This is a genomic window from Micromonospora sp. NPDC047644 (assembly GCF_040704315.1).
Lineage (GTDB): Bacteria > Actinomycetota > Actinomycetes > Mycobacteriales > Micromonosporaceae > Micromonospora.
In genome coordinates this window covers 157,876-173,527 of sequence record NZ_JBEYSY010000014.1, presented here as the reverse complement: position 1 = coordinate 173,527, position 15,652 = coordinate 157,876, and the positions used below count along the sequence as shown (strand labels likewise).

General features: G+C 72.7%; 11 protein-coding genes and 1 riboswitch. Of the genes, 7 read left to right on the top strand and 4 right to left on the bottom strand.

Annotated features, from left to right (window positions below; translation table 11 throughout):
* Positions 1 to 78: 78 nt before the first annotated feature.
* The 4 genes from AB0877_RS23725 to AB0877_RS23710 all read left to right on the top strand — a co-directional run bounded on the left by AB0877_RS23725 (position 79) and on the right by AB0877_RS23710 (position 4,919).
* Positions 79 to 2,034: an amino acid transporter gene (locus AB0877_RS23725; protein WP_366611535.1), complete on the top strand. Its 1,956-nt coding sequence runs from the start codon at positions 79 to 81 to the stop codon at positions 2,032 to 2,034.
* Positions 2,035 to 2,120: 86 nt separating this feature from the next.
* A riboswitch (SAM riboswitch) is annotated at positions 2,121 to 2,232 on the top strand.
* Positions 2,233 to 2,505: 273 nt separating this feature from the next.
* A complete protein-coding gene (locus tag AB0877_RS23720; RefSeq protein WP_366611534.1) occupies positions 2,506 to 3,366 on the top strand; it encodes an ABC transporter substrate-binding protein in 861 nt (286 codons plus the stop codon).
* Positions 3,367 to 3,405: 39 nt separating this feature from the next.
* A complete protein-coding gene (locus AB0877_RS23715) occupies positions 3,406 to 4,179 on the top strand; it encodes an amino acid ABC transporter permease (RefSeq protein WP_366611533.1) in 774 nt (257 codons plus the stop codon).
* Positions 4,176 to 4,919: an amino acid ABC transporter ATP-binding protein gene (locus AB0877_RS23710; RefSeq protein ID WP_366611532.1), complete on the top strand. Its 744-nt coding sequence runs from the start codon at positions 4,176 to 4,178 to the stop codon at positions 4,917 to 4,919. The genes AB0877_RS23715 and AB0877_RS23710 overlap by 4 nt, the downstream gene beginning before the upstream one ends.
* Before the next feature lie 8 nt (positions 4,920 to 4,927).
* On the opposite strand, the gene AB0877_RS23705 is transcribed toward AB0877_RS23710, so the two are convergent.
* The gene (locus AB0877_RS23705; protein WP_366611531.1) at positions 4,928 to 6,502 is read right to left on the bottom strand and encodes a Na+/H+ antiporter; all 1,575 of its coding nucleotides are present in this window, start codon (positions 6,500 to 6,502) and stop codon (positions 4,928 to 4,930) included.
* Positions 6,503 to 6,640: 138 nt separating this feature from the next.
* Positions 6,641 to 9,982 (bottom strand): BTAD domain-containing putative transcriptional regulator, encoded by a 3,342-nt coding sequence (locus AB0877_RS23700; RefSeq protein ID WP_366611530.1) that lies wholly within the window; start codon positions 9,980 to 9,982, stop codon positions 6,641 to 6,643.
* A 137-nt stretch (positions 9,983 to 10,119) separates the two neighbouring features.
* Here AB0877_RS23700 and AB0877_RS23695 point away from each other — a divergent pair, with 137 nt between their 5' ends.
* The 3 genes from AB0877_RS23695 to AB0877_RS23685 all read left to right on the top strand — a co-directional run bounded on the left by AB0877_RS23695 (position 10,120) and on the right by AB0877_RS23685 (position 12,210).
* A complete protein-coding gene (locus AB0877_RS23695; RefSeq protein ID WP_366611528.1) occupies positions 10,120 to 10,998 on the top strand; it encodes an alpha/beta hydrolase in 879 nt (292 codons plus the stop codon).
* Between the two features lie 367 nt (positions 10,999 to 11,365).
* The gene (locus AB0877_RS23690; protein WP_366611527.1) at positions 11,366 to 11,815 is read left to right on the top strand and encodes a hypothetical protein; all 450 of its coding nucleotides are present in this window, start codon (positions 11,366 to 11,368) and stop codon (positions 11,813 to 11,815) included.
* Positions 11,812 to 12,210, top strand: coding sequence for a hypothetical protein (locus AB0877_RS23685; protein ID WP_366611526.1), 399 nt, complete (start codon positions 11,812 to 11,814; stop codon positions 12,208 to 12,210). Before AB0877_RS23690 ends, AB0877_RS23685 begins: the two co-directional genes overlap by 4 nt.
* A 32-nt stretch (positions 12,211 to 12,242) precedes the next feature.
* On the opposite strand, the gene AB0877_RS23680 is transcribed toward AB0877_RS23685, so the two are convergent.
* Together AB0877_RS23680 and AB0877_RS23675 are read right to left on the bottom strand one after the other, a co-directional pair.
* On the bottom strand, positions 12,243 to 14,411 hold the full coding sequence (locus tag AB0877_RS23680; RefSeq protein ID WP_366611524.1) for a hypothetical protein: 2,169 nt from the start codon (positions 14,409 to 14,411) through the stop codon (positions 12,243 to 12,245).
* The gene (locus AB0877_RS23675) at positions 14,404 to 15,621 is read right to left on the bottom strand and encodes a low temperature requirement protein A (RefSeq protein WP_366611522.1); all 1,218 of its coding nucleotides are present in this window, start codon (positions 15,619 to 15,621) and stop codon (positions 14,404 to 14,406) included. The genes AB0877_RS23680 and AB0877_RS23675 overlap by 8 nt, the downstream gene beginning before the upstream one ends.
* Between the last annotated feature and the right edge of the window lie 31 nt (positions 15,622 to 15,652).

The following is a 15,652-nucleotide window of genomic DNA, read 5'->3' as shown; positions in this document are numbered from 1 at the left end:
GCCGTGGCGTCGGCCGGGTTCCGCGCACCGGCGGACGGGGACGGCCCGCCGGGCGGATACTCACGGTGACCGTGGGGGATGACGGGGGACGCGCCGGTGAAGGTCGACAGCACCGGCCGGTTGCGGGGGTGGCTGCTCGACGCCGGCTCGGACCAGGCCGTACAGCACCCGGGGCCGCACGGGCGCCCGCCGGAGCACCGGCACCACCCGTGGTGGAAGGTGATGTGCCTGACCGGCGTCGACTACTTCTCCACGCTGGGTTACCAGCCGGGCATCGCGGCGCTGGCCGCCGGCGCGCTCTCACCGGTGGCGACCCTGGTGCTGGTGCTGGTGACCCTGCTGGGGGCGCTGCCGGTCTACCGGCGGGTGGCGGTGGAGAGCCCGTACGGTGAGGGCTCCATCGCGATGCTGGTACGCCTGCTGAGCTACTGGCCGGGCAAGTTGCTGGTGCTGGTGCTGCTCGGTTTCGTGGCCACCGACTTCATCATCACCATCACCCTCTCGGCCGCCGACGCGACGGCGCACATCGACGAGAACCCGTTCTGGCCGAGCGGGCTCAAGGGTCACGAGGTGCTGGTCACGCTGCTGCTGGTGTCGCTGTTGGGCGCGGTGTTCCTCAAGGGATTCACCGAGGCCATCGGGATCGCCGTCGTCCTGGTCGCGGTCTACCTGACGCTGAACGCGGTGGTGGTGGCCGACGCGCTGTGGCGGGTGGCGACGCATCCGAGCGCGGTCGGCGACTGGACCACGATGCTGACCACCGGGCACGGCGATCCGTGGCTGGTCGTCGGGCTGTCGCTGTTGGTCTTTCCGAAGCTGGCGTTGGGTCTGTCCGGCTTCGAGACCGGGGTGGCGGTCATGCCGAGCGTACGGGGTGACCCGCAGGACTCCGAGGCACGACCGCTGGGCCGGATCCGTGGCGCGCGCCGGCTGCTCACCACCGCGGCGGTGATCATGAGTGTCTTCCTCATCACCAGCAGCGTGACGACCACGGTGCTCATCCCGCCGGAGGCCTTCCAGCCGGGCGGACCGGCGAACGGGCGCGCGTTGGCGTACCTGGCGCACGCCCACCTCGGCGAGGTGTTCGGCACCGTCTACGACCTGTCCACGATCGGAATCCTCTGGTTCGCCGGGGCATCCGCGATGGCGGGTCTGCTCAACCTCGTGCCGCGCTACCTGCCCCGGTACGGCATGGCGCCGACCTGGGCGCGAGCCGTCCGGCCGCTCGTGCTGGTCTTCACCGCCGTCGCGTTTCTGATCACGATCGTCTTCGAGGCCAGCGTGGACGCGCAGGGCGGCGCGTACGCCACCGGGGTCCTGGTGTTGATCACCTCGGCCGCGACGGCGGTGACGCTCGCTGCGCGCCGGCAGCGTCAGCGCGGCCGCACCATCGCCTTCGGCGTCATCGCATTGATCTTCGTCTACACCACCGTGGCGAACGTGGTGGAGCGCCCGGACGGTGTGAAGATCGCGGCCTGTTTCATCGGCGGGATCATCCTGGTGTCGGTGCTGTCCCGGCTGATGCGGGCCTACGAGCTGCGCGTCGACCACGTCGAGCTGGACCACACCGCGGCGCGGATGATCGACGAACGCGCCGGACGACGGATCCGCCTCGTCGCGCACGAACCCGACCGGCGCGACGAGGCGGAGTACCGCGCCAAGCTGGCGCAGACCATGGCGGACAACGACTTTCCCGACGACAGCGACGTCATCTTCGTCGAGGTCACGGTCACCGACCCGTCCGACTTCGAGACCGAGCTGCTGGTCCGCGGTGGGAAAGTCGACGGCCGTTTCCCGGTGCTCAGCCTGGCCAGCTCGTCGGTGCCCACCGCGCTCGCCGCCCTGTTGCTGGAGATCCGCGACCGCAGCCGTCGGCGCCCCCACATCTACTTCGAGTGGTCCGAGGGTGGCCCCACCCGCAACTTCCTGCGCTACCTGGCCTTCGGACAGGGTGCCATCGCCTCGGTGACCCGGGAGATCCTGCGCCGCCAGGAGCCCGACCCGCACCGTCGACCGCACGTCCATGCCGGCTGACCTGCGAGTCGACAGCCCGTCGCGCACAGTGAGCGTGGTCATACCGACTGGACGATCCACCCGTTCCTGCTGCTAGCCTCGGCGCAGGTCATGAGCGCCAGCGCGAAGCCCCGGCTCGCTGGCCGGCAACCCTCCTCCGCGGTGGGGTGCCCCGGGTGAAGACCAGGCACCGGCAGGACGTCGGTGCAAGCGTGGCCTGGCACCCAGGTCAGCACAGACCCGGGAGAACCATGCGCATCCTCGGCACCACCGGACCGACCGACGTCGCGGGCACCCGCACCGGTCGCCCCTCGCCCGTACTGATCCGGCGACGGCACGTGGACATGATGCGAATGTGCAGCGCCGCCTGTCGTGGCGGCACCGCGCTCTAGCACCACCTTCCCGAGCTCCTTTCCCACCGGTACGCCCATCGGGCGCGCCGTCGGTGGCGTACGTCCGTGCGCGCCGAGACACCACCCTTCGGAGACACCAGTGCGATTCCTTCCTGCCCTGACCCGCGCCGCCGCCCTGGGCGCGGTCACGATCCTCGCCGCCACCGCCCTCACCGCCTGCGGGAACGACGACTCCTCCGACGCCAACCCGTACGGCCTGGCCCAGTCGGGCGTGCTGCGCGCCGGGACGCTGACCGACGCCCCGCCGAACGTGTACCTCGAGGACGGCAAGTTCACCGGCTTCGACAACGACCTGCTCACCGCCGTGGCCGGCAAGCTCTCCCTCAAGGTCGAGTTCGTCGGCACCGACTTCTCCGCACTGCTCAGCCAGGTCAACAACCGTAAGTTCGACGTGGGCAGTTCCTCGATCACCATCACCGAGGCCCGCAAGAAGACCGTCGACTTCGGCAACGGCTACGACTTCGGCTACTTCGGCCTGGACGTCCCGGCCGGCTCGCCGATCACCGGCTTCGACCAGCTCGCCGGGAAGCGGGTCGTGGTGGTGCAGGGCACCGTCCAGGACGACTACGCCACCGGCAAGCAGCTCAACCCGGTGCGGGTGCCGGACTACAACGGCGCGATCAACCAGCTCAAGGCGGGCACCGCCGACGCCTGGATCGCCCCGGCGGAGATCGGTGAGAAGTCGGCCGCCGACAGCAAGGGCAAGATCACCGTGGCGGCCAAGCAGCTCAGCCCGGCACCGACCGCGTACGCGGTGGCCAAGGGCAACGACAAGCTGCGCGAGGCGCTGAACAAGGCCCTCGACGAGGTCATCGCCGACGGCACCTGGAACCGGTTGCAGGCCCAGTACTACCCGGGCCGGCCGATCCCGGCGGACTTCGCCCCGGGCAGCGGCGCGGTCAAGGTCGCGCCGTCGGCGTCCGCGTCGGCCGCGTCCTGAGCCGGTGACGAGCGAGCGGGGCGGTAGGAGGAGCAACCGATGGAACCGTTGACCACCCTGTGGGAGACCTTCTTCGACGCCGACGCGATGCGCGAGGCGCTGCCCGAGATGCTGACCGTCGGGTTGCCCAACACGCTGATCCTCGCGGTCTCCGCCGCCCTGCTCGGCTCGGTGCTCGGCCTGTTGCTGGCCGTCGCCGGGATCTCCCGCAGCCGCTGGCTGCGCTGGCCGGCGCGGGTCTACACCGACGTGTTCCGGGGGCTGCCGGCCGCGGCGACGATCCTGCTGATCGGGGTCGGGCTGGCCCCGCTGGGCATGCAGGTCTGGGGGCCGGATCCCTACCCGTTGGGCATTCTGGCGCTGTCGCTGATCGCCGCCGCGTACATCGGGGAGATCTTCCGCTCGGGCATCCAGTCGGTGGAGGCCGCCCAGTTGGAGGGCGCCCGCGCGCTCGGCTTCTCCTGGGCCGACGCGATGCGGCTGGTGATCATTCCGCAGGGCATCCGGCGGGTGCTGCCGGCCTGGGTGAACCAGCTCATCGCGCTGATCAAGGACTCCAGTCTGGTCTACTTCCTCGGCCTGGTGGCCAGCCAGCGGGAGCTGTTCCGGATCGGGCAGGACTACGCGGCCACCACCGGCAACGAATCGGCGCTGCTGCTGGCGGGGCTCTTCTACCTGGCGTTGACGGTCCCGCTGACGCACGTCGTCAACTGGATCGACCGACGGCTGCGCAACGGTCGGCCGGCCACCGCGCCCGACGATGAGGACGACGAGGACCTGTCGACCGCCACCACCGAAGGGAGCCGACGATGACCACCGACACCACCACCTCGGTCAGCCTCGACGTCCGCGACGTGCACCTCGCCTTCGGGCCGAACCGGGTGCTGCGCGGCGTCGACCTCTCGGTGCCGCGGGGCGCGACGGCCTGCGTCATCGGCCCGTCCGGGTCGGGCAAGTCCACGCTGCTGCGCACCATCAACCGGCTGATCGAACCGGACCGGGGCGACGTGCTGCTGGACGGGCGCAGCGTGCTCGGCGACGACCCGGACGCGCTGCGGCAACGGGTGGGCATGGTGTTCCAGCAGTTCAACCTCTTCCCACACATGAGCGTGCTGCGCAACGTCACGCTGGCGCTGCGCCGGCTGCGCAAGCTCGATGCGGACGAGGCGGAGGCCGTGGCCCGGGCCCAGTTGGAGCTGGTGGGGCTGGCCGGCAAGGCGGACTCCCGGCCGGCGCAGCTCTCCGGTGGTCAACAGCAGCGGGTGGCGATCGCCCGCGCGCTGGCGCTGCGCCCCGAGGTGATGCTCTTCGACGAGGCGACGTCGGCGCTCGACCCGGAGCTGGTCAAGGGCGTCCTCGGGGTGATGGCCGACCTGTCCGCCGCCGGCATGACCATGGTGGTGGTGACCCACGAGATGGGCTTCGCCCGGCAGGTCGCCGACACCGTCGCCTTCATGGACCGGGGCGTGGTGCTGGAGGCCGGCCCACCCGAGGCGGTCTTCGAGCGGGCCGAGCATCCGCGGCTGCGCCGGTTCCTCGACCAGGTGCTCTGAGCCCTCCGTCACTCGTTGGGTCCGCGACCGAGCAGCCGGATCTCCTCGTTGTCCAGCGCGGACTGGAGTTCCTGGAGCACCAGGTCGTCGATCTCCCGGTTGTCGCGCAGCCGGGTGACCTCCCGCCTCTTGTGGGCGAGGACGCCGAGGCGCAGTCGGTGTTCCAACCGGCGCTCCTCGGCGGTGTTCCCACCGCTCTCGTCGAGGTCCGCCAGATGCCGTCGGTACTCGGCCTCCAGCCGGCGCACCGACTCGTCCTGGGCACCGACCTCCGCGGCGACCTGCGGTAGGGCGGCCAGGCCCACCTCGGTCGCCCGCCGCCGGGCGTTGCGGGCCTCGTCGACGCGTTCCGGGTCACCGGTGAGCCCGGCCCAGCGCACCACCAACGGCAGGGTGGTGCCCTGAAGCAGCATGATCAGCACGATCACCAGCGCGGTCACGAAGATGATCAGGTCGCGTTCGGCCACCGGCTGACCGTCGACCATCACCGTCGGGACGGCCAGGGCGGCGGCGAGCGACACCGCGCCCCGGAAACCGGACCAGCCCGCGACGGTGCCGACCCGCCAGCTCGACGGCCCCTGGCTCGGGTCCATGATGCGGCGACGCCGAAGCCTCGCGATCTGTGCGGTGAGGTAGACGAAGAGCAGCCGGGTGCCGATCACGACGAGGGTGACCACCAGCACGATCACCAGAGCCCTCGGGGGCGAGGTGCTGGTGATCCCCCGGACCGCGCGAGGAATCTGCGTGCCGAGCAGGACGAACAACCCGCCGTTGATCAGGAAGGTGGACAGGTCCCAGAACGCGTACGCCAGGACCCGGGACCGGGCGCGGATCACCCGTGGGCCGGCGTAGGCAAGCACCAGGCCGGCGACCACCACCGCCAGCACACCGCTGGCGTGCACCGAGTCAGCCAGCAGGAAGGCACCGAACGGGGTCAGCACGCTGAGCGCACCCTCGCGCAACGGATCGTCGAGCCGTTTGCGGATCAGCACCACCGCGGCCCCCACCAGCAGGCCGGCGACCACACCGCCGACGCTGGCGCCGACGAACTCCTCGCCGATGCCCAGGACACCCGGGTCTTCGCTGTGGCTGAGCAGCCCCACGGCCACAGCGAAGATCACCAGCGCCGTACCGTCGTTGACCAGGCTCTCCGCGTGCAGGGTGGTGAGCAGCTTCCGGGGCAACCGCTTGGCCAGGCCGGTGACCGCGGCGGCGTCGGTAGGCGCGAGGACCGCGCCGAGCACCCAGGCGGCGTCGGGGTTCACCCCGAACGCCTGCGCGGCGAACGACACGGTGACCATGGTGAGCACCACCAGCACCACGGCCAGCAGCCCGATCACGGGCAGGTTGGCCCGGATCTCCCGCAGGCTGATGGTGAGGCTCTCCCGGTAGAGGATCGCCGGCAGGAAGATCAGCAGGACCAGGTCGGGTTCCAGGGTGACCTCGGACAGCGGCGGCGTGAGCCCGAGCAGCACACCCAACGCGATGAGCAGCACCGGCGGGGCGACCCGGTACCGGCCGCCGAGGGTGGTGCCGACAAGGACGGTGACGCCGAGTGCCACGATCAGGATGAGCGCCTCCACGCGTACCCCCCTCGGATCATGGCCGACGGTGGACACGCCGGTGGTTCCATCTGACCGCACCCCACGGCTGGTTCCGGCCGAAACCGGCAAGTCGCCGGGGAGCCAGAGCGCGTTGGCCAGGCACACCCGCCGCGGCGCTCAGGACGGGTCGTCGGCGCGGACGCGTGCCAGGAGCAGCCGGGCGGTACGGCGATGCTCGGCGGCTTCCTCGTCGCGGCCCAGCGCGGCGGCCAGATCGGCGAGGTGCGCGGCCACCGGGCCGACGGTGAGCACCCCGCTGCCGGCAGCCAGTTCGGTGGCGGCCGGGCGGAGCGCGCGGGCGACGCGTTCCATGGTGGGTCGGTCGCGGACGGCCAGCGCCGCCCGGGCGGTGAGGCACAGCCGCACCTCCCGAAGCAGGTCGTGCGGCCCGTCCGGCAGGGCCCGCAACGCCGCCGTGGCAGCACCGGGGTCGTCGGCGGCGGCCAGCAGCAGGGGCCGAACCCAGGGCTCATGCGGGCCCCAGTCCCACCGCGCCCAGTCCTCGTCACCCGGCCCGGGAATCGGCCGCCGCGCCGCGGCCAGCCGGGGGTCACCCGCCGGCGGGGCGTCGCTCACCGCGTCGGCCAGGCGCAGGCCGAGCAGGGCGAGCGGCAGCAACCCCTGGGCCAGGCCCGGCATACCGTCGGCGGGTAGCTCTTCGGCGGCAGCACGGTACGCGGTTGCCGCGGCGTCCCGGTCGCCGCCCAACGCCAGCCGCAGCGCGGCGTACCACCGGGTGAAGACACCGACCAACGGCAGCTCGTACGCCTCGGCGAGGCGGTCGGCGGCGTTGGCGTGCGCGTCGGCGGCGGGCCGGTCGGCCAGCGCGCAGCTGGCCTGGACCAGGACGAGGTGGCCGAGCACCTCGAAGGTCACCAGGTGGTGCCGGGCGGCCAGCTCGACCAGTTCCACGCCGATCCGGGCCCGCGCGTCGGCCAGACCGACGCGGTGGAAGGCGTGCATGAAGCGGGCGTTGAGCGCGAACGCCACCAGAGCGGGGTCGCCGATGTCGCGGGCGATCGTCTCGGCCTCGACGGCGGCGCGGCGGCCGCGATCGGTGGTGGTGCCGCGCAACTCCAGCGCGAGGGTGCTCAGCAGCCGGCTGCGCTGCGCCGAGCCGATCGGGCCGAGCGCGGTCAGGGCGTGTTCGGCGGCCCGGACGATGTGCCCGGAGAGCAGGTCGTCGTCGTTGCGCGTCCAACTGGCGGGCACGTCGAAGCCCGCCAGCGCCTCCTGGATCAGCAGGGGGTCGCCGGTGGACTCGGCGACGCTGATCGCCTCGGCACGCCGCAGCCGCGCCTCGGCCAGCCGGCCCGTCACGGCGAGCGCCCGCCCCAGGCCGAGCAGCGCGGTCACCCGCCCACGCGGCTCGACTTCAGCGGCACTGTCGTACGCGTCGATCGCCTGGCCCCACAGCCGAGTCGCCTCGTGGGGGTTGCCGTCCCGCTCGGCCCGCTCGGCCGCCGCCTGGGCGTGTGTCGACGCCTCGGCGGCGTGGGCCGGCCCGGCGCGCAGCAGGTGGTATGCGAGGGCTGCCGGCTCGACGGGTGCCCGCTGTCGCAGCACCTCGGCGACGGCCGCGTGCCAGGCGGCGCGGCGCGGCGCTGACAGGTCGGCGTAGAGCGTGTCGCGGACCAGGATGTGGGTGAAGCGCAGCCGCCCGTCGGACTCCCGCTCACTGAGAAACCCGGCCGCCAGGGCGCGGTCCACGGCGTCCAGCGCTGCCACCGGGTCACCGGCCAACGCGCCCAGCACGTCCGGATCGAGGTCCCGACCGAGCACGGCCGCCTGCCGCAGCACGGTACGGGTCGAGGCGGGTAGCTGCGCCAACCGGTGCCGGATCACGTCGCGTACCCCGGGCGGCACGGCGGCCAACCCCGCCTGTCCCGTGCTCGCGTACAGCTGGGCCAGCTCGCGGACGAAGAACGGGTTACCGCCGCTGCGCCGGTGGATCGACCGGGCGGTGGCCTGGTCCAGTTCCGCCCCGACGATGGCCCCGGCCAGCTCGCCGGTCGCCGACGCGGGCAGGCCGGCGAGATATTCCCGGACCGGCTCCAGCCCCGCGGCGCGGGCCAGCGTGGCGGTCAACTCCGGGCTGATCTCGGTGGCCCGGTAGGTGCCGAGGATCAGCACCGGCCCGCTGGCCGGCTGCGCGCCGGTGAGCAGCGCGGTCAGCAGGTCCAGGGTGTCGCCGTCGGCGCGGTGCAGGTCGTCGAGGACCAGCAGGACCGGCGCCCGGTCGGCGACCGCCGCGATCAGCGAGGCCACCGCGCGGTGTCGACGGAACCGCACGGTGGCGGAGTCGGCCGAACCGTCTTCCGGGTCGGCAGCGACGGCGGCGGGCGCGGCTGCGGGCCCGGCGAGCGTGTCGGTGATCTGGGTCCACGGCCACGCCGCAGGCGCGCCCTCGTACTCCGGGCTGCGTCCCCACGCCGTGGTCCAGCCCTCGGCGGTGAGTCGCCGGGTCAGGGCCTCGGCCAGCGCGGTCTTGCCGGCACCCGGGTCGCCGCTGAGCAGGGCGAGCGTGGGCCGCCGGCGGTGGGACGCGGCCTCGGCGGCGTGCCGCAGCCGCCCCAGCTCCGCGTCGCGCCCGACGAACGGGCGCTGCTCCGTCTCGACGGGTCGCGCGGCCTGCCCGAGACCGGGGGTGGCGGCCCGGTCGAGGGGCGGGGCGAGGTGCGGCGCCTGGGCGAGGATGTCGGCCTCAAGCCGTCGCAGCTCAGGCCCCGGGTCCACCCCCAGCTCGGTCACCAGGACGTGGCGGGCCTCCCGCAGCGCGGCCAGCGCGTCGCCCTGCCGGCCGGCGCGGTACCGGGCCGTCGCGAGCAGCCGCCACGCGTCCTCGCGCAGCGGATGGCTGGCCAGGTGCGCCGGCAGGTCAGCGGCGGCCTCGTCCGGTCGGCCCACCGCCAGCAGCGCCTCGGCCCGCCGCTCGACGGCGAGCATCCGCAGCTCGTCCAGCCGGTTGATCTCCGCGACCGCCCAGGACTCGTTGGCGCAGTCGGCGTACGCGGGCCCGCGCCAGAGCCCGAGCGCCGAGTCCAGCGCGGCCAGGGCCGGCGCGGGACGCCCGGCCGCCAGCAGCCGAGCCTCCGCACCGACAGCCGCCTCGAACTGTCCGGCGTCCACCGCGTCCGGGGCGGCCTTCAGCGCGTACCCCGGTGGCTCGGTGACCAGGATCCGGGGCGGCTGCCGGGGTGGCCGATCGGGCTCCAGGGCCCGGCGCAGGTCGGCGACGAAGGTCCGGATCGCGCCCACCGCGCCGTCCGGTGCGACCTCCCACAGGTCGTCGACGAGACGATCCACCGGCACCACCCGACCGTGGGCGATCAACAGCCGGCCCAGCACCAGGCGCTGCCGGTGCCCCCGCAGGGGGACCGGGCCGCGCTCGGTCGCGGCGATCACCGGCCCGAGGACGCCGAAGGTCACCGCGACGGGTGCCGTCAGCTGCCTGGTCACGGCACCAATCTAGGCCGTTGGCTCGCCCGGCACTGATCCGACGCTGACCGGCTGCTGATCACCACCGCGCAGGCTCGGTGAGGTACGACGGCGACGGGCCACCGCCCCCGCCGGGACTGCTCACCAGGAGGTTCCCCGTGGACCCGAAGATCAACGGATTCGACTACCGACGTGTCACCGTCGCCGACGGGGTGACGCTCAACGCCGCCGTGGGCGGTTCCGGGCCGGCGATCGTGCTGCTGCACGGCTTTCCGCAGACACACCTCATGTGGCGGCACGTCGCCGCCGACCTGGCCGCCGACCACACGGTCATCTGCCCGGACCTGCGCGGCTACGGCGACAGCGACAAGCCCCTCGACCCCGACGGCACCGGGTACGCCAAGCGCACCATGGCCGCCGACATCGTGGCGCTGGCCGGCGCGCTCGGTCACGAGCGGTTCGCCCTGGCCGGGCACGACCGGGGCGCCCTGGTCGCGTTCCGCGCCGGCCTCGACCATCCGGCGGCGATCAGTCATCTGGCCCTGCTCGACGTGCTGCCCACGCTGGACATGTGGGACGTGTTGCACGGCGCCAGCGCCGCTGTGGCGTTTCACCTCTATCTGATGGCGCAGCCGCCCGGCCTGCCCGAAGAGCTGATCGCCGGCAGCCCTGACGCCTTCTTCGGTCACTTCCTGGACGTCTGGACCCGTGATCCGGAGGCGCTGCCGGCGGAGGTGCGTGCCGCGTACCTGCGCGCCTCCCGCAACGCCGTCCCTTCGATCGTCGCCGACTACCGGGCGTCGGCCGGGATCGACGTGGCCCACGACGCCGTCGACCGGGCGGCCGGCAACCAGCTGCGGATGCCGGTGGCGGTGCTCCAGCAGGACTGGGGCGCGGCGCTGGGCTACGACGCGGCGGCGGTGTGGCGGGCCTGGGCGCCGGATCTGGACCACCAGACGGTCAGCTGCGGGCACTTCATGGCGGAGGAGGCCCCGGCCGAGGTGCTCCGGGCGCTGCGCGCCCTGCTCGCTCGTTGATCGACCGGCGACCCGACCCACGATCGCCACCCTGGGGAAGATATCCGACACTCCCCGTCACCGGGCGACCGTGCGGCCGGGTCGCCGCGCTGCATCCTTTCCACCGCCCAAAAACCACCGGGTAATGCCCCTTGACCTGCGGGAATGCGACGTTACACAGGTGGACGCGAACCGGCGATCGGTGATACACAGGCAGATACCGGCAGCCAACGACGTCGAGTCGTTCCATCTTCTCGCCCAACGACCGTCCACAGGCAACGCGCCACCGGGCTCCGCCGCACGGTTCACGGCTGCACAGTCGCGACCCACCGAACGGCACTGGCCCACCGGCCGCTGCCGGACGCCGGTCCTCGACCAAGGAGCTGCCGTGGGAAACCTTCGTATCCGATCCCGCCACCAGCCGTACGAGATCGCCGTCCTGGCTGCGGCACCCGTCTGCGGCATTCTGCTGATGACCCTCAATGTCCGGCCGACGTCCGTCCAGACGTCGATGCCGGAGCCCATCCAGGTCGCCTGGGAGCTGGGTCTGGTCGCGGTGGGCGTGGGCGGACTACTGGGCGTCCTGTGGCCCGGGCGGCTCTCCACGGGGCTCGGCCTCGAACTCGCGTCGGTGCTGGTGCTCGGCACGATCACCGGCATGTACGCGGTGGCCCTGGTGGTCATGTCAGGCCAGAACGCCATCGTCGCCACGTCGTTCGTGATGGCGGTGACGGTCGGGTCGCTCTGGCGGGCCGCGCAGATCGCCATCGACCTCCGTCGCCTGGCGCGAGCATGCGAATTTGTGACCTACGAACAGTTGCAGGCAGGTGTCACGTGATTACCGCACCCGCGCCAGCTGCACCGCACTGGGTGCAGGTGGCGCTCAGCGTGCTCGGCATCCTCGGCGGGGGCACCGGCCTGGCCGCGATCGCCACAGTCGTGGTGCAGCGGGGCAAGTTCAAGGCCGATGCCGCCGACACGCTCACCGAGGCCGCCCTTACGCTGGTTCAGCCGTTGCAGACGCGGATCACCCAGCTGGAGGGCGAGGCGTTCAGCGCCCGGTCCGAGCTGGGGGTGCTGCGCGAGCAGGTCAACCAGTTGCAGTTCGTCGTCCGGGTGCTCACGCGGACGTTGGACCGCTGGCGTGTGGCGATCCGGGCCCCCGACGCCACCCTGCGCAAGGTCCGCGCGACGGTGGCGGAGTCCGACCGGATTCCCGAGATGGATCGTTGACGCCGCGTCGCCGCCCCTGCGGCCGGTGACCCTCAGCCGGCAGCGCGAAGGCGTTCGGTGAGTTCACGCACCGCCGCCCGGAACTCGGGGTCGGTCTCGCCCGGATGATGCCCCCGCAGCGGCGGCGCGGACCGCTCTCCCGGTGCCGGCAGCAGGTGTGCCGGGTCCCGCAACCGCCTGTCGACCTGGCCCGCCGGATCGGCCGGGTCCGGGGGTGGATCACCGGGCCGGTGTGCGGCGAACACCCAGCCGCCGACCGGATCGGTTTCCCGCCAGAGGTTGAGCCACCGCCACTCGACCCGCTCCCCCACCTCCCGCAGCACCCCCTCGTTGAGGTAGGCCGGAAAGAGCCGGGCGTACAGGCGGTCCAGCGGTGAACCGTAGGTGAGCAGCGCGACCCGTCGGCGTACGCGCGGAGGCAGCCGCAGCACCGCCAGCGCCAGCAGCGCGGACCCGTGGCTGTGCCCGCAGAGCAGCACCCCGGCGTGCCGCTCGGCCAGTTGGCTGATCCGGTCGGCCAGCTCCGGCACGGCCCGGTCGGCGTAACTCGGCGGGGCGAACGGGTGCGCGGCCCGGGGCCAGAAGGTGCCCAGGTCCCACAGGATGCCGACGTGGCGGCGGAACCACGCGGTCCGGTAGGCGAACACACCCCCGGCCAACAGTGTGAGGAGCAGTCCGGCGAGGAGATAGGTGCTTCCGGTGAGCCCCATCTCGACGGCTCGTGGCGGCAGCCCGAACACCTGTAGCGCCAACTGCTCCGGCTCACGCCCGGTTCGCCCCACCAGGCTCGTGATCAGTCCGATCAGCGCGAGCACCGCGTACGTGGTCGCGATCAGACCCAACCACTCGGTGAACCTCGCCCGGGCGATGGTCGTCATCGTCAGCCGCAGCCGCCCCGCCGCCTCCGGCGGAACCACCGGGAAGTCGCGACGGGTGATCGCCGTTGCCGCGACGCGCCGTCGTCGCCGCGACAGGAGGGTCAGGGCGCCACACACCAGCACCCCCGCGACCACGTGCAGAAAGAAGGACAGAAGCGTCCAGCGGTACGGCAGCGGCGGCCCGCCGTCGCCGGAGTAACCGCGGAGCAACTGCCCGATCTGGTAGACGAGACCGGCGGAGAGCCCGCTGGCCAGGCCGACCGCGAAGGCGGCGACGACCGCCGCGCCCAGGCCACGCCGCAGCGTGGACCCGCCACCCGCACGACCACGGTGCCACAACACCAGCCCGCTGAGCACCACCAGCAGGGTCATCTGACCGAACAGGGCCCCGGCCGCGATCCCGCCGTAGCCGGGCATCCCGGTCGACGACGGCCAGCCATGGTCGTCGCGCGCGACGAGGACGAGGGTCGCCACAGTCATACCGACGGCCAGGACGGCTGCGGTGCGGGCGGTCCACTCCGCGGTTCGCGCCATCACGGCCCGTTCGGCCAGCCCGGGGGCGGCGAGCAGGCCGACGCAGACCAGCAGCACCACCACGCTGAGGGTCAGCAGCAGCGTCGTTCCGACCGTCGCGCCGGCGCTGTGACGGGCCACCAGCAGCATGAGATCGAGTACGGCGAGCGCGGCGGCGACGTGGATCGCTCGCAGCCGCTGCACCAGCGGTTCCACGGTCCACACGGCGTTGCCGTCCGGGTGGGACCGGCGCGTGCCGACAAGCAGGAGGAACACGATGGCGGCGATCGGCAGGAGCGCCAGCACGCACAGCCGCTGCCCGAGGTGCCGGCCGTCGAGCCCGGCCATCGTGTCGAAGGGCTCACGGCAGCGGGCCGCACCGAGACACCGCCAGGCGAACAGGTCGAGGGCGACCCCGGCGATGGACACCACGTACAGCACCGTGAGGTTGAGCGCGAGGAGCCGGCAGAGCATGGTGACCCCGGCGGCACGGCGGCGGCCGGTGGGCAGCATCCACACGGCCACGTTGCTGAACATGAACGGCAGCAGGAAGACCATGGAGAGGGTCCGGGCCACGGTGCCCGCGGGCAGGTCCCCCCAGCGGTACGCCTCCAGCGTCACCCCGTCCGGGTCGGTGTCCTCCGCCGGGTCGGGGCGGTGGAAGCCGCCACTGTCGTCGCCGGCGACCTGCCGGACTCCCGGGCGGTCGAGGATGACAGTGGGGTCGCCCCCGGACACGCCGTGCACCCGCAACTCCACCACGTCGGGTCTGCGCGGTTGGTCGCCGTGGTCCGGCTCTCGGTCAGGCACCGGGCCGCTCCCCGTGCCGCCGCTGGTCGGCCCCGTCGCGTCCGCTGATCTGCCGCGCGTATCCCCGCAGGCCGGGCATCCCGTCGACCAGGACGATGAGCAGCAGCACTCCGGCGACGACGGCGCTGTTGACGAGTTGCGGCAGCTTCACCGTCGCCAGCCCGGCCACGAGGATGGCCGGCACCCCGATCAGGCGCGCCCAGGGCCGGTTGCCGTCGACCACTGCCGCGAGGTGGATCCGGGCGGTCAGGAACAGCACGGGGCCGATCACGCCCAGTGCCAACTGCCCCGTGTCGTTCCCTCCGGGATCGTCGATCGCCATCTCCATGGCCACGGAGGTGGCCAGCACACCGGCGATCATGACGAGGTGCAGGTAGCCCGCCTTGAGTGTCACCTTGCTGCCAGGCGGGCCGTCCGCCTCGATCCTCGTGGCCAGCCGTACGCCGGCGGGCACCAGGTAGAGCCGGGCGAGGGCCACCGCGGTGGCGAACGCCGAGACGAAGGCCAGCGTGCTGTCCCGATCCATGCCGGACTGGCTGTAGGTGACGCCGGAGATCAGGATCAGCTCACCCAGGGCGATGATGAAGATCTGTTGGTACCGCTCGGACAGGTGTCTGCCGTTCACCTGGAGTTCGGTCCAGGTACTGCGTCCGAGCCGGGGAAACGGCCAGCGCAGCCGGGCCAGGAGGTACTCCAGCGCCAGGGCCAGTGCCCAGAGCACCTCGCGGGCCGGGGCCACGACCGCCCCGACCACCCAGAGCACGCCGGAGATCCCGAACCAGATCGCCACCCGCAGGCTGCGCACCAGGAGCGGGTGCCCCCGCAGTCCGGGGATCAGGATCGCCCCCCGACCCAGGTGGATGGCCACGTAGGCGACGGCGAACACCAGGGCGTGCCCGTCGAACGCGGTGGGTACGGCCGCGGCCATCAGCAGGCCGCCGAACATCACCCAGAGCAGCAGGGCGACGATCAGCGGGGCGCGGGGGTCGAACCAGTCCGCCGACCAGGCCGTCACGAACCACACCCACCAGAGCGCGGCCAGCATCAGCGACACCTGGAAACCGCCGCTGAGGCTGGGATCGTCGAGCAGCGCGCGGGACAGCCGGGTCAACGCGAAGATGAACGCCAGGTCGAAGAAGAGTTCCAGGAACGACGCCTTGCCCGGGTTCTCCCGTCGGAGCAGCAGCCGTCCCGGAAGCGCGCCCGCCATCGCCATCCTTCCCCGGCCCCGCGGCTGCCGC

Coding starts and splice junctions, on each gene's coding strand:
- AB0877_RS23710 (WP_366611532.1), top strand. CDS start 4,176: ATGACCACCGACACCACCACCTCGGTCAGCCTCGACGTCCGCGACGTG.
- AB0877_RS23715 (WP_366611533.1), top strand. CDS start 3,406: ATGGAACCGTTGACCACCCTGTGGGAGACCTTCTTCGACGCCGACGCG.
- AB0877_RS23675 (WP_366611522.1), bottom strand. CDS start 15,621: ATGGCGGGCGCGCTTCCGGGACGGCTGCTGCTCCGACGGGAGAACCCG.
- AB0877_RS23725 (WP_366611535.1), top strand. CDS start 79: ATGACGGGGGACGCGCCGGTGAAGGTCGACAGCACCGGCCGGTTGCGG.